General features: G+C 64.1%; 13 protein-coding genes. 5 read left to right on the forward strand and 8 right to left on the reverse strand.

Annotation, left to right across the window (positions count from 1 at the left end):
• Position 1 precedes the first annotated feature (1 nt).
• The 5 genes from DW355_RS16845 to folC are packed head-to-tail and all read right to left on the reverse strand — an operon-like array spanning position 2 to position 5,386.
• The gene (locus DW355_RS16845) at positions 2-1,213 is read right to left on the reverse strand and encodes an O-succinylhomoserine sulfhydrylase (protein ID WP_131281811.1); all 1,212 of its coding nucleotides are present in this window, start codon (positions 1,211-1,213) and stop codon (positions 2-4) included.
• Between the two features lie 20 nt (positions 1,214-1,233).
• Positions 1,234-2,739: an amidophosphoribosyltransferase gene (purF, locus tag DW355_RS16850; protein ID WP_131281813.1), complete on the reverse strand. Its 1,506-nt coding sequence runs from the start codon at positions 2,737-2,739 to the stop codon at positions 1,234-1,236.
• A gap of 54 nt (positions 2,740-2,793) precedes the next feature.
• Positions 2,794-3,300, reverse strand: coding sequence for a CvpA family protein (locus DW355_RS16855; RefSeq protein WP_242671234.1), 507 nt, complete (start codon positions 3,298-3,300; stop codon positions 2,794-2,796).
• A gap of 10 nt (positions 3,301-3,310) precedes the next feature.
• Entirely contained in the window at positions 3,311-3,955 is a 645-nt protein-coding gene (locus tag DW355_RS16860; RefSeq protein ID WP_131281815.1) for an SPOR domain-containing protein, read from the reverse strand.
• Between the two features lie 60 nt (positions 3,956-4,015).
• Positions 4,016-5,386 (reverse strand): bifunctional tetrahydrofolate synthase/dihydrofolate synthase, encoded by a 1,371-nt coding sequence (gene folC, locus DW355_RS16865; RefSeq protein WP_131281817.1) that lies wholly within the window; start codon positions 5,384-5,386, stop codon positions 4,016-4,018.
• An 18-nt stretch (positions 5,387-5,404) separates the two neighbouring features.
• Between folC and DW355_RS16870 the strand changes: the two genes are divergently transcribed.
• Positions 5,405-5,761 carry an ArsC family reductase gene (locus DW355_RS16870; RefSeq protein WP_131281819.1) on the forward strand — a complete coding sequence of 119 codons (357 nt, stop codon included), beginning with the start codon at positions 5,405-5,407 and terminating at the stop codon, positions 5,759-5,761.
• Positions 5,762-5,792: 31 nt separating this feature from the next.
• On the opposite strand, the gene traF is transcribed toward DW355_RS16870, so the two are convergent.
• Entirely contained in the window at positions 5,793-7,583 is a 1,791-nt protein-coding gene (gene traF / locus DW355_RS16875) for a conjugal transfer protein TraF (protein WP_131281821.1), read from the reverse strand.
• A 141-nt stretch (positions 7,584-7,724) separates the two neighbouring features.
• Here traF and DW355_RS16880 point away from each other — a divergent pair, with 141 nt between their 5' ends.
• The 3 genes from DW355_RS16880 (at position 7,725) to DW355_RS16890 (ending at position 9,863) form a co-directional block, all read left to right on the forward strand.
• Positions 7,725-8,045, forward strand: a complete 321-nt coding sequence (locus DW355_RS16880; protein ID WP_131281823.1) for a pyrimidine/purine nucleoside phosphorylase — start codon at positions 7,725-7,727, stop codon at positions 8,043-8,045.
• A gap of 112 nt (positions 8,046-8,157) precedes the next feature.
• Positions 8,158-9,495 carry an argininosuccinate synthase gene (argG, locus tag DW355_RS16885; protein ID WP_131281825.1) on the forward strand — a complete coding sequence of 446 codons (1,338 nt, stop codon included), beginning with the start codon at positions 8,158-8,160 and terminating at the stop codon, positions 9,493-9,495.
• Entirely contained in the window at positions 9,492-9,863 is a 372-nt protein-coding gene (locus DW355_RS16890; RefSeq protein ID WP_131281827.1) for a RidA family protein, read from the forward strand. Before argG ends, DW355_RS16890 begins: the two co-directional genes overlap by 4 nt.
• A gap of 194 nt (positions 9,864-10,057) precedes the next feature.
• Here the strand turns inward: DW355_RS16890 and DW355_RS16895 are convergent, their stop codons facing one another.
• Complete coding sequence (locus DW355_RS16895) at positions 10,058-11,272, reverse strand: DesA family fatty acid desaturase (protein WP_131281829.1); 1,215 nt, start codon at positions 11,270-11,272, stop codon at positions 10,058-10,060.
• A gap of 180 nt (positions 11,273-11,452) precedes the next feature.
• Positions 11,453-12,739: an RsmB/NOP family class I SAM-dependent RNA methyltransferase gene (locus DW355_RS16900; RefSeq protein ID WP_131281831.1), complete on the reverse strand. Its 1,287-nt coding sequence runs from the start codon at positions 12,737-12,739 to the stop codon at positions 11,453-11,455.
• Positions 12,740-12,834: 95 nt separating this feature from the next.
• Between DW355_RS16900 and DW355_RS16905 the strand changes: the two genes are divergently transcribed.
• Entirely contained in the window at positions 12,835-13,266 is a 432-nt protein-coding gene (locus DW355_RS16905; RefSeq protein WP_131281833.1) for a DUF1801 domain-containing protein, read from the forward strand.
• The last annotated feature ends 30 nt before the right edge of the window (positions 13,267-13,296 follow it).

Here is a 13,296-nt window from a genome sequence, read left to right on the forward strand (position 1 = left end):
ATCAGGCCAAGGTGTTCAGACCGCGCACGAGGTCATCCTGCACGTCCTGCGGATGCTCCAGGCCCACGGCCACGCGGATCAGGCCCTGGCCGATGCCGGCCGCCTGGCGCTGCGCCTCGGACAGCTTGCCGTGGGAGGTGCTGGCCGGGTGGGTCAGCAAGGTCTTGGTGTCGCCGAGGTTGGTGCACAAGGACAGCACCTGCATGGAATCCAGCACATGGAACGCCCGCGCTCGGGCCTCTTCGGGGTGCTTCGCCTTGACCTCGAAGGACAACACAGCGCCGCCCAGACTCATCTGGCGCATCGCCAGCGCGTGCTGGGGGTGGCTGGGCAACCCGGGGTAATAGACCCGCGCCACGGCAGGGTGCTGCTCCAGCCACTGCGCCAATTCCATCGTCAGCGCGCTTTGCGCTTTCATGCGGATGTCCAGCGTCTCCATGCCCTTGAGCACAACCCAGGCGTTGAAGGGCGAGAGCACCATGCCGCTGTTTTTCTGCACGGGCAGGAACTTCTCGATCACCATCTTCTGGGTGGCGCACAAGGCTCCGGCCATGACGCGGCCCTGACCATCCAGGTACTTGGTGCCGGAATGCATGACGATGTCCGCACCCAGCGCGATCGGACGCTGCAGCGCCGGCGTGGCAAAGCAGTTGTCCACGGCGAGCCAGGCACCGGCGTCGTGCGCGAGCTCGGCCAGGGCCGAGATGTCGCAGACTTCGGTCAATGGATTGGTCGGCGTCTCGGCGAACAGCAGCTTGGTATTCGGGCGGATGGCCGCCCTCCAGGCGGCAAGATCGGTCTGCGGCACCGTGGTCGATTCAACGCCGAAGCGCGCGAACTCGGAACCGATGAGTTTGATGGTCGAGCCAAACATGGACTGCGAGAACACCACGTGGTCGCCCGCCCTGAGCAGGGCAAAGCACATCAGCATGATGGCCGACATGCCAGAGGACGTGGCCATGGTCGCCTCGCTGCCTTCCAGCGCGGAGAGGCGTTGCTCGAAGCTGCTCACCGTGGGATTGCCCGAGCGGCCGTAGGTGTAGCCTTCTTCCTCGCCCGCGAAACGGCGCGCAGAAGCCTCGGCGCTGGGTTGCACGTAGCCACTGGTCAGGTACAGGGCCTCGGAATTTTCGCCATACTGGCTGCGCTCGACGGCGGCGCGCACCGCCAAGGTTTGCAGCCGCAAGCCTTCGCTCTGTTTCTTCTCGCTCATGGGCCGGTCCGATCCACGATTCAATCGGCCTGATGATTCGGCAAAGCCAGGCGCGAAGTGTCCATCGCGTCTTCATCGCCCTTGACACGGCTGGAGTTCATGCGCTCGATGTCCTCGGCCTGGATATCGCCGGTCACGTAGACACCATCGAAGCACGAAGCCTCGAAACTTGCCAGATTGGTGCCAAGCTTACCGATGGCATGCTTCATGCCGTCCACATCCTGGTAGATCAGCGCATCGGCACCGATGATCTGGCGCACTTCTTCCACCGTGCGGCCATGGGCCACCAGCTCGTGCACCGTGGGCATGTCGATGCCGTAGACGTTGGGATAACGCACCGGTGGCGCGGCGCTGGCCATGTAGACCTTGTTGGCACCGGCTTCGCGCGCCATCTGAACAATCTCACGGCTGGTGGTGCCGCGGACGATGCTGTCGTCCACCAGCAGCACGTTGCGCCCCTTGAATTCACTGGTGATGACATTGAGCTTTTGGCGCACGCTTTTCTGGCGTACCCCCTGCCCCGGCATGATGAAGGTGCGCCCGACATAGCGGTTCTTCACGAAACCTTCGCGGTAGGGCAGGCCCAGCAGTTGCGCCAACTGCATGGCGCTGGGACGGCTGGATTCCGGGATCGGGATCACCACGTCGATCTCGCTGGGTGGCACGGTGGAGATCACGCGCTTGGCCAGCGACTCGCCGAGGTTCAGCCGCGCCTGGTAGACCGAGATGCCGTCCATCACGGAATCGGGCCGGGCCAAGTAGACGAACTCGAAGATACAGGGATTGAGGCGCGGCACGTCCACGCATTGCTGGGCGCTGATCTGGCCTTCCAGGTTGACGAAGATCGCCTCGCCCGGCGCGATGTCGCGCTCCAGGGTGTGCCCCGTGCCATCCAGGGCCACGGATTCGCTCGCGATCATCACCCCGCTCTCGGCACTGCGACCAAAGCAGAGCGGGCGGATGCCATACGGATCTCGGAAGGCCAACACGCCGTGACCCGCGATCAGGGCGATCACCGCGTAGGAACCACGGATGCGCTTGTGCACCTGGCGCACAGCGGAGAACACATCGCCCACGCGCAGCGGTTTGCCGCGCGTGGCTTTTTCCAGCTCGTCGGCCAGCACGTTGAGCAGTACCTCGGTGTCGCTCTCGGTGTTGATGTGGCGGTGATCGGTACTGAACAGCTCGGCCTTGAGCGCTTGCGCGTTGGTCAGGTTACCGTTGTGCACAAGCACGATGCCGAAGGGCGCGTTCACATAGAAGGGCTGGGCCTCTTCCTCACTGTAGGCATTGCCGGCCGTGGGGTAGCGCACCTGCCCCAGTCCACAGTTGCCTGGCAGCGCGCGCATGTTGCGCGTGCGAAAGACATCACGCACCATGCCTTTGGCCTTGTGCATGAAAAACTTGCGGTCCTGCTGGGTCACGATGCCCGCCGCGTCCTGACCACGGTGCTGCAGCAAAAGCAGGGAGTCGTAGATCAGTTGATTGACAGGCGCGTTGCTGACAACGCTGACGATTCCACACATAGCGCTTCCCCCTTCAGGGCAACTTTCCCAAGCAAAACGAACAGCCGCGAACGATCACGGCAGATATTGGGCCACACCCGCGGGCAACAAGGGCTTGAGCTGTTGCAAGGCCCAGACGGACGAGTGGGCAACGTAGGACTCCTGCCACCAGGCGCTCTGGTGGAAAGACGTCATCAACACCCCCACCGTCAAGGCCAGCATCAGGATGGCGGCGCGCAGCATGCCGAAGGCGCCGCCCAACATGCGGTCCACCGGACGAAGGCCGGCCTGTTCGACCAGTTTCGGGATGGCCCAGACCACCAGACCACCCACGAACACCGACACCACGAATACCAGCACGTAACCCACCACGCGCACCAGCGCCTCGGGCTGCCCATCCAGCGGAAGCCAACGGCCGACATCCTCGCCCAGCCATTGGGCCAGCAGCAAGGCCAGCAACCAATTCAGCACGGCCAGCACCTCGTAGACGAAGCCACGCCACAGGCCCAGGCAGATGGAGACCAGCAGACCGATCAGGAACACGGTATCGAGCAAGGCCATGGAAATCAGGTGCGAATCCACGTCACGACGTTCACAGGCTCAGCACGTCGGCAGCCATGTCCAACTGCCGGATCTTGGCGGCGGCGCGGTCGGCCTCGGCCTTGCTGTCGAACGGGCCGGCACGCACACGGATGCGCTGGCCTTCCTTGGTTTCGATGACCTGGGTGTAGTGACGCAGTCCCGCGCGCTCCAGCTTTCCACGCGCGGCGCGCGCGCGGGCCACGTCGCCGAAAGAACCGACCTGCACCACGTAGCGCACGGCCGCCTCACCCGAAGTGGCTTGCCCCGCGCCGCTGGCAGACGGCGGTTTCGCACCCTGCGTCGCCGCAGCGGCGGGCACGTCGTCCTCGAAGGCGCGGGCAGCAGCACCGCCACCCGAGGCACGCGTGGTCCCTGTCCCTGGGGCAGGCGCGTTCAAGCCTTGCGCGGCGGGGCCGGCCGGCGAGGCCAGCGGTGCGAGTTGATCGCGAGCAGGGATGAGGATGGGCAGATCCTGCGCCACGGGGCGCGGCTCTTTGTCCACCAGCAGGGGGAAGCCCACGATACCCGCCACCACCAGGATGACCGCACCGATCAGGCGATTCTTGGCGCGGCGGCGCAGCGCCTCCACGCTTTCGGGCTGCGCAGCCGGGGTGGGCTGCTCATCGCCGCCCTTGCGGAACTTGAAAAAGGCCATGCGTTCGGGCTAAAGGGCTGGACAGGCTAGGCTGGCGTGCGGACTTGGGGTGGATCAGATTCAGGAGGTGGCCGTCAGGTGCCGGGCCTGAAGGCGCGGCACGCCTTCCTTCAAAACGCCACCCACGGTGTAGAACGATCCAAAGACCACGATTCTATCAGCGGGGTCCGCCTCGGCCATGGCTGCGTGCAAGGCCTGTAGGGGATCGGCATGCAGCGTCACCGCGGCTTGGGCCGCCGCGCCTGGACCGAGCAGGCCACCCGGAAGCGCCGCCTTCGCGGCCTGCCAACTGGCCTGCAACTGCACGGCTGTGGCGGCGCGCGGCGTGGGCAGATCGGTGAAATACCAACGATCGACCAGGGGCGTGATGCGCGCGAACATGGGGGCCAGATCCTTGTCCGCCATGGCACCGAACACCGCGTGGGTGCGCGGGAAATACCCCATGGCGTCCAGGTTGGCCGTCAGCGCGGCCACCGCGTGCGGGTTGTGCGCCACGTCCAGCACCAGGGTGGGCTGGCCCGGGATGATCTGGAAGCGCCCCGGCAAGGCCGCCAGGGCCAGGCCGTTGCGCACGGCCTGGGCCGTGACGGGCAGGCGATCGCGCAGGGCCGTCAACGCGGCCAGAACCCCCGCCGCATTCACCAGCTGGTTGGCACCCCGCAGGGCGGGATAGGCCAGGCCACTGTAACGACGGTCACGCCCGGCCCAGTTCCACTGCTGCTTGTCCCCGGAATAGTTGAAGTCCTGCCCGAAGCGCCAGAGCTCGGCCCCGATAGTCCGCGCATGGTCGATCACGCTGTCTGGCGGCATGGGGTCGCTCACCACCACCGGCCGCCCCGCGCGCATGATGCCGGCCTTCTCGCGGCCGATGCTTTCGCGGTCCGGGCCCAGCAACTCCGTGTGATCCAGGTCAATGCTGGTGATGATGGCGCAATCGGCATCCAGAATGTTCACGGCATCCAGGCGACCGCCCAGCCCCACCTCCAGAATCGCCACGTCCAGCCGGCCTGCGGCACGGGCCTGCGCCATGCAGTCGAGGATGGCCAGCGTGGTGAATTCGAAGTAACTCAGCGCGACTTCCGCGCCCTCCCCCATCCTGGCCCGTTCGACGCGTGCAAAGGAAGGCAGCAGCGCATCGGCCTGCACGATCTCGCCGCCCAGGCGCAAGCGTTCTTCAAAGTGCACGAGGTGGGGCGAGGTATAGACCCCGGTACGGTAACCCGCCTGGCCGAGGATGGCTTCCAGCATGGCGCAGGTCGAGCCCTTGCCATTCGTGCCCGCCACCGTGATCACGGGGCAATCAAGCTTCAGGCCCATGCGCTGCGCCACGGTGCGCGGCCGTTCCAGGCCCAGGGTGATGCCATCCACGCCCTTGGGGTGCAGGCGCTCGCAATGCGCCAGCCAGTCTTGCAATGTGTTCAATTCCGACATAAGTCAGAATTGTCCCCCATGAAGAAAAGCATCACTCTTTACGGTATTACGAACTGCGACACGGTCAAGAAAGCCCGCACTTGGCTGGCCGGGCAGGCCGTGGAGGTCAGCTTCCACGACTTCAAGAAACAAGGCGTCCCCGAGCAGCGGCTGGACACCTGGATGGCCGCCGTGGGCTGGGAAAAGCTCGTGAACCGCCAGGGCACGACCTGGCGCAAGCTGGACGCCGCTGCGCAGGCCGCAGTCACTGACGCGCAAAGCGCCCGGGCCCTGATGCTGGCCCAGCCCAGTGTGATCAAGCGCCCTGTCGTCGAGTGGGGAGGGACAGAGGTGACCGTGGGATTTGCCGCCATTGATTGGCAACAGCGCCTCTGACACACACCCAGGGCTGGCGATCCGATTCAGCTCAGAACGTCATGGACGAGCTGATGTTGAGCATGACGCTGCGCGGATAGGTGTCGCCATCGTACTTGATGGTCTGCAATCCGTAGGCCAGATCCAGGTTCACACCAAACCAGGTCAACCCGGCGGTCGCGTAGCTCAGTTGAGTACCGACCAGGTTTTCACGGTAACCGAGGCGGAAGCCAGGAATCCAGAAGGTGTTCGTGACGTGGGCTGCGTTCACTGCAAGCCATTGGAACTCGCGATCCAGCGGGTCACGAACCGAATTGGCGTCCAGACTGGTATCGAGCACCCAATGCTGGCTCTCGCTATAGAGTGCACTCTCCAGCTGGACCTGCGGCTTCATGACGTACGTCGACCCGGCCTGCAGATCCTTCCTGATCGTGGGATTGCTGTAGCCGGACAGATCCAGCTTGTTGAATTTGAAGCTCGGACTGTTGACGTTGTTGACCCAGACCCCCGCGCGGTAGTAACGACTCGACCATTGCGCGCCCAGATCCAGGCCCACCCCAGTGCTGTCTTCCGACTCGGCGTCCTTGAGCGTATCTTCGGCGTCGTCGTTGTCCTTCAGCCTGACAGCCGCACGCACCAGCCTGACCTCGTAGTACTTGACCCGCCCGCCTACCGTGAGCCAACCCGATCCCCATGATTCCGGCGACAAGGACGATTTCCAAACGTTGTGGCTGTAGCCCAGACCGTATTGCTTGATCAGCGCGGCCTTGACGAGCACGGAGCTTTCGTTGGCCGTTGCGTCGTCATAGTTGAAATCTGCAGTTGCTTCGTACCCTCCGCTTCCATCCGGTATCACTACCACGGTGATGGCGTTGGGGTCCAAAGCGGCCAGCGGAGTTGTCAACACAGACGTGTTGGCCAGCGCCTGAAAGCTCGCGTCGAGCATCAGACTGCCCCCCCACGCCTCCACAGTCACCACCATGGGCGTCAACGGAACCTGCGCCTCTCCAAACAAGGTCACCTGCCCTTCCCGGCGCAAGGAAACCAACACCGGATTGACCACATCAATGACGTCGGTGTTGACCTTGTTGACAACGTAATTCTTCAATGCCGCTTCCGCATCCGCCTGACTTGCGCTACCGCTCACTTGAGCAGTCAATTCAGCCTCAGTGATCGTGAATCGCTCCAGGCGCTCGCTCGTGTCGTCGATCTGATCCTCGATATTGTTCAAGGCACCGATCTCGTAGCCCATCCCGAACGAAAGCAGTCCCATGCGGAACTGACCACCCCGGCCCTGCTGCAAGACGGCCGCGGGTGCGGCTGGATTGCGTAAAGAAGCCTGGCCAAAAGGACTGACAAGGGGCGCGGACACCGGCGCGGGCCGGGAAGGCGCTTCAGGTTTCTTCGTCTGTTTTTCTGGCACAGGCGGAGCAGGCATTGCGCCCACGGCCGGGATGGCAGGTTCTGCAACGGGCACAAGCTCCGCCGCGGCCGGGAGGACGATTTGCGGAACAGGTTCGCCCGCCACAGGCAGACTGGCAGGAACAGGTCCGGGCGCAACGGCCTCAGGTACGGGAGAGACCGTGGGGTCAGGCTCACCGCAGGCCAACCAGCCCTTGCAAACAGAAGGTTTGACGGGCTTGGGCGGTTTGAGTGCGGGAGCCGGGCTGGTGCCCGATGGGCTGCATGCCAACCAGCCCTTGCAGGCGGCCCCCTCCAGAGTGGATGCGCCGGAAGCCGAAGTAACAGGCTCGGCCGCCCATGCCGTGCCCGAACAGGCGCACAGAAGGAAAGCGAAAACGGCGGCATCCAGCCGCCGCATGATTTGACTCAAGGGGTACATGACATTCTTATCGGTAGATCCCACCAATTCTCGATAGCGGGAGTCCCGCCCGGCGCGTCGAACAGCCATGGTTTTGCCCGCCAACAGACGTCTTTAGAATCCCTAGTTCCGCTTTTCCCTACCTCAGCCCCGCCTTCCCCCATGACCACAGCCAACATTGCCGGTGTTTCCGTCACCACCAAAGCCAACGTCTATTTCGATGGCAAATGCGTCAGCCACAGCATCACCCTGGCCGATGGCACGAAAAAATCGGTCGGCGTCATCCTGCCCGCCACCCTGACGTTCAATACCGGCGCTCCCGAGATCATGGAAGGCGTGGCCGGTTCCTGCGAATACAAGCTCAAGGGCAGTGAAGCCTGGGTCAAGTCCGGCGCCGGCGAAAAATTCAGCGTCCCCGGCAACACTACATTCGAGATCCGTGTGTCGGGAGAGCCCTATCACTACATCTGCCACTTCGGCTGATGAAAGCTACGGCGGAGTCGTGATGCTTCGTTGCAGCCCGAAGAAAATCCTCACGCACCTAGCCTTACGACTCCTCGCGACGCCTTAGAAAACCATACTGAATATTTCTCTCATGGCCACCATCCTGCAATCCCTCCCCATCGGCCAGAAGGTCGGCATCGCCTTTTCGGGCGGACTGGACACCAGCGCCGCCCTGCTCTGGATGAAGAAAAAGGGCGCCGAGCCCTATGCCTACACGGCCCACCTGGGCCAGCCCGACGAAAGCGACTACGACGCCATTCCGAAAAAGGCTCTGGGCTATGGCGCCAAACTGGCTCGCCTGATCGACTGCCGCCGCCAGCTGGCGCACGAGGGCATCGCCGCCTTGCAGGCCAACGCTTTCCACATCAGCACCGGTGGCGTGACCTACTTCAACACCACGCCGCTGGGCCGCGCCGTCACGGGCACCATGCTGGTGGCCGCGATGAAGGAAGACAACGTCAACATCTGGGGCGACGGCTCGACCTTCAAGGGCAACGACATCGAGCGCTTCTACCGCTATGGCTTGCTGACCAACCCGTCGCTCAAGATCTACAAGCCCTGGCTGGACCAGACCTTCATCGACGAGCTCGGCGGCCGCAAGGAGATGAGCGAGTTCCTGATCGCCAACGGCTTTGACTACAAGATGAGCGTCGAGAAGGCCTACAGTACCGACAGCAATATGCTGGGCGCGACGCACGAGGCCAAGGACCTGGAGCATCTGAACAGCGGCATCCGCATCGTCAACCCCATCATGGGCGTGGCCTTCTGGAAAGACGATGTGGTCGTCAAACCCGAGGAAGTGACCGTGCGCTTCGAGGAGGGCCAGCCCGTGGCGCTCAACGGCCAGAGCTTCAACGACCCCGTGGCCCTGATCCTCAAGGCCAACGAGATCGGCGGCCGCCACGGCCTGGGCATGAGCGACCAGATCGAGAACCGCATCATTGAGGCCAAGAGCCGCGGCATCTACGAAGCCCCCGGCCTGGCCCTGCTGCACATCGCCTACGAACGCCTGGTGACCGGCATCCACAACGAGGACACCATCGAGCAGTACCGCATCAACGGGATGAAGCTGGGCCGCCTGCTCTACCAGGGCCGCTGGTTCGATCCGCAGGCCATCATGCTGCGCGAGGCCGCGCAACGCTGGGTGGCGCGCGCCGTCACCGGCGAGGTCACGCTGGAACTACGCCGCGGCAATGACTACAGCATCCTCAACACTGAAAGCCCCAACCTGACCTACGCACCCGAGCGTCTGAGCATGGAGAAGGTGGAAGACGCGCCCTTCAGCCCCGCCGATCGCATCGGCCAGCTGACCCTGCGCAACCTGGACATCACAGACACCCGGGCCAAGCTGGGCATCTACACACAGACCGGCCTGCTGTCAGCGGGCGAAGGCGCCGAGCTGCTGTCCTTCAAGGGCCCGAAGGCATGAGCGCGGACGCGGGACAAGGCACGGACGTCCTGCGCCTGGGCGTCGGACCGCGTCTGAGCGAGGTCGCCATCCACAACGGCGTGGTCTACCTCGCCGGCCAAGTGCCCGACGACGCCACGAAAGACATCCGTGGCCAGACGGCCGAGGTGCTGGCCATGGTGGACAAGCTGCTGGCCGAAGCCGGCAGCGACAAGACGCGCCTGCTGCGGGTGCAGATCTACCTGGCCGACATGGCGGATTTCGCGGGCATGAACGCGGTTTGGGACACCTGGGTCAGCCCGGGCCATACCCCGCCACGCGCCACCGTGCAGGCCCGGCTGGGCAATCCGGACTGGCGCATCGAGGTGGTCGTGACCGCGGCAGTCTGAGACTGCTTGCCTGACGGGCACCCACGGTGTCCGTTGAGCGCGCCCAAGTAGCATCAAGCCAGGACACTCCTGCGCTTCCCCCCGCTTCAAGAAAAAAGAAAGCCCGCCTCCTTGCGGGGCGGGCTGGTCACCGGTCGGGCATCAGGGACCGCGCCCAGCGCAGTCCATCGGCCGAGGCACGGCCGTGTGTGTGATCAGGTGCGGACCATGCGCAGCTTGCGCGAGAACTCTTGCAGCGCGGCGATGCCACTTTCCTCGGCGCGGTGGCACCAGGCTTGCAGATTGGCCAGCAGTTGCTCACGGCTCAGCGAGGTGTTGAGCCAAAGCTGACGCAGCTCTTCGCGCATCGTGACCATCTTGTCCAGCACGGGCGACGCGGCACGGGCCTGGGCCAGTTGGGGTGCAGCGGAGGCCGGCGCCTTTTCCGCGTCACGGTGCAGCCAACGGGCCGCCGCCTTGACGGCCGTGCTGTCGGTCATGCGGTTCTTAAGCGCGTTCAATTCGCTGCGGAAAGCGCGCTGCATGCCGTTGGCGTACTCCGCCATGATCTCGTAGCGATGGGCGATCAGTGCCTCCAGCGTCTTGTCATCGGCCACGGGCTTGATGTCACCCAGTTCCAGCTTGGGCGGCGTCTTCTTGACCTTGGCCAGGCCCACGGCGCTCAGCAGGCGGATGTAGAGCCAGCCGATGTCGAACTCGTACGGCTTGACCGACAGCTTGGCCGAGGTCGGGTAGGTGTGGTGGTTGTTGTGCAGTTCCTCGCCACCGATGATGATGCCCCAGGGCGACAGGTTGGTGCTGGCATCGGCCGCCTCGAAGTTGCGGTAACCCCAGTAGTGGCCCAGGCCGTTGATGATGCCGGCGGCCGTGATCGGGATCCAGGCCATCTGCAGGGCCCAGACCGCCGCACCCGCCGCGCCGAACAGGGCGAGGTTGATGATCAGCATCAGGCCCACGCCTTGCCAGGAGTAACGGGTGTAGAGGTTGCGCTCGATCCAGTCATCGGGGGTGCCGTGGCCGTAGCGGGCCATGGTTTCCTTGTTCTTGGATTCGGCACGGTACAGCTCGGCGCCCTCGGTCAGGACCTTGCGGATGCCGTAAATCTGCGGGCTGTGCGGGTCTTCGGCCTGCTCGCACTTGGCGTGGTGCTTGCGGTGGATGGCAGCCCATTCCTTGGTCACCATGCCCGTGGACAGCCACAGCCAGAAGCGGAAGAAGTGGGAGATGATCGGGTGCAGGTCCAGCGCGCGGTGCGCCTGGTGGCGGTGCAGGAAGATCGTCACGCTGGCGATCGTGATGTGCGTCGTCACCAAGGCGTACAGAATGATCTGCCACCAGCTCAGGTTCAGCAGGCCATTCGCCAGCCAATCGACGATGGCGTTGAACACGACCGAGTCAGTTACGAACATAGGATTCTTTCAATATATGGAAATTGAATGCGGGGGCAACTTCTCAACACCCCGTTGGAGTCTCCGACCCTCTTTTGGTTTCATTCTGGGTCTGTTTGGTGAGCCATTTTAGAAGACCCCAAGCGCTCTTCCCGAATTCTCCGGGTTTTAGGGCGAAAAACCTTAACTCAGATCAAATACTTACCTTTTGTGCCAAACAGCGGCGAAAAAGCCGTCTGTGTTGTGTTGGTGCGGCCACAAATGAAGGTAATTTCGCCCGTTTTCGCCCCCGGAACACAGCTTATCCACGGTCTGCGCAGGCAATGGCGCCAGCAGCCGCTCCAGCAGATCGGCCACCGGCACCCGGTCGAAATCCGGATGCGCAGCCGAAAATGCCTCGGCGACGTCCTCGTTTTCCTGCCGCAGAAGGCTGCAGGTGGCGTAAACCAGGCGCCCGCCCGGCTTGAGCAGCCGTGCCGCGCTGTCCAGAATAGCCGCCTGCTTGGCCGCCATCTCCTGCACAGCTTGGGCGGATTGCCGCCACTTCAAGTCTGGGTTGCGTCTCAGCGTGCCCAGACCGGAGCAGGGCGCGTCCACCAGTACCCGGTCAATCTTGCCCGAGAGGCGCTTGACGCGCTCATCCCGCTCGTGCGCAATCGCCGCCGGATGCACATTGGACAGGCCGCTGCGCGCCAGCCGGGGTTTGAGCGCGTCCAGCCGATGGGCGGAAGTGTCAAAAGCGTAGAGTCGCCCGGTGTTGCGCATGCTCGCACCCAGGGCCAGGGTCTTACCGCCCGCGCCCGCGCAGAAATCCACCACCATCTCGCCACGCCGGGCCTCCACCAGCAACGCCAGCAGTTGTGAGCCCTCGTCCTGCACCTCGATGGCACCGCGTGTGAAGACGTCCAGCTTATTCAGGGCAGGCTTGTTCGCGATGCGCAAGCCCCAAGGGGAATACGGCGTGGGCTGCGCAGTGATGCCCGCCGTCTTCAGTTCGCGCAACACATCTTCGCGCTTGTCGTGCAAGGTGTTGACGCGCAAGTCCAGCCCCGCTTGCTGGTTCAGGCTCTCGGTCAAGGCCCAGAACTCCTGGTCGCCCAATCGCTCTTTCAGCGGCTGGGCCAGCCAATCGGGCAGATTGTGGCGATGCAGGTCCAGCAGTTCATCCGGCCGCACCCCGTCGCAGGCGTCCAGCCACTGTTTTTCCTGCTCGGACAACACGCTCTTGATGAACTCCCGCGCGCCAGAGAAGCCCAGAATGGCGAGACGCCGCTCCTTCGGTCCACTGCCCGAGAGAGCCAAACGCTCGAACAGCAGCTTCTTGCGCAGCACGGCGTACGCGGTTTCCGCCAGGGTCGCGCGCTCGCGCGGCCCCAGGCCACGGTGGTCACGGAAGAAATGTGACACCACGGCATCGGCCGGGTGTTCGAATTTGAGGGTCAGCCGGACCAGTTCGGCGCAGAGGTCCAGCAAGGTTTGAGGGTGCATGGGTCAGGATTGTCCCATGCGGCCCCTGTCGACCCCGCCGGGTCAGGGCCGCACAATGGGGACACGCGACCGATACCTTGCCACATCGCAATCCCATGACCTCGCTCTTCATGCTCCCTGACGCGCGTGCCCACGATCCGGCCATCGACGTCTGGCTGCAGGAACGCGTCAGCGGGCCCGATCCGGCCTTGGGCGCTCTCGCGCAGCACTGGTTCCAGGTCCTGCGCGATTGCGGTGACGACGTGCGCGAGCTGCTGCACGATGGCATGCCCACGGCGTGCGTGGGTCAGGCGGCCTTCGCCCATGTAGCGGCCTACAAGGCCCATGTCAACGTCGGCTTCTTTCGTGGCGCGGCGCTCCTGGCAAGCGGCGCCGACCCAGTCGGCCTGCTCGAAGGCAGCGGCCGCTCCATGCGTCACGTGAAGCTGCGGTCCGAAGATGCCTCCGATGAAGCAACGCTACGGGCGCTGATCCAGGCAGCCTACGAGGACGTGCGGCGGCAGACCGCGGCGCAGGCCCCTCCATAAGGCGTGCCCAACGACCACCACCACCGCATC

It is taken from the genome of Hylemonella gracilis (assembly GCF_004328645.1).
Taxonomy (GTDB): Bacteria; Pseudomonadota; Gammaproteobacteria; order Burkholderiales; family Burkholderiaceae_C; genus Hylemonella; species Hylemonella gracilis_B.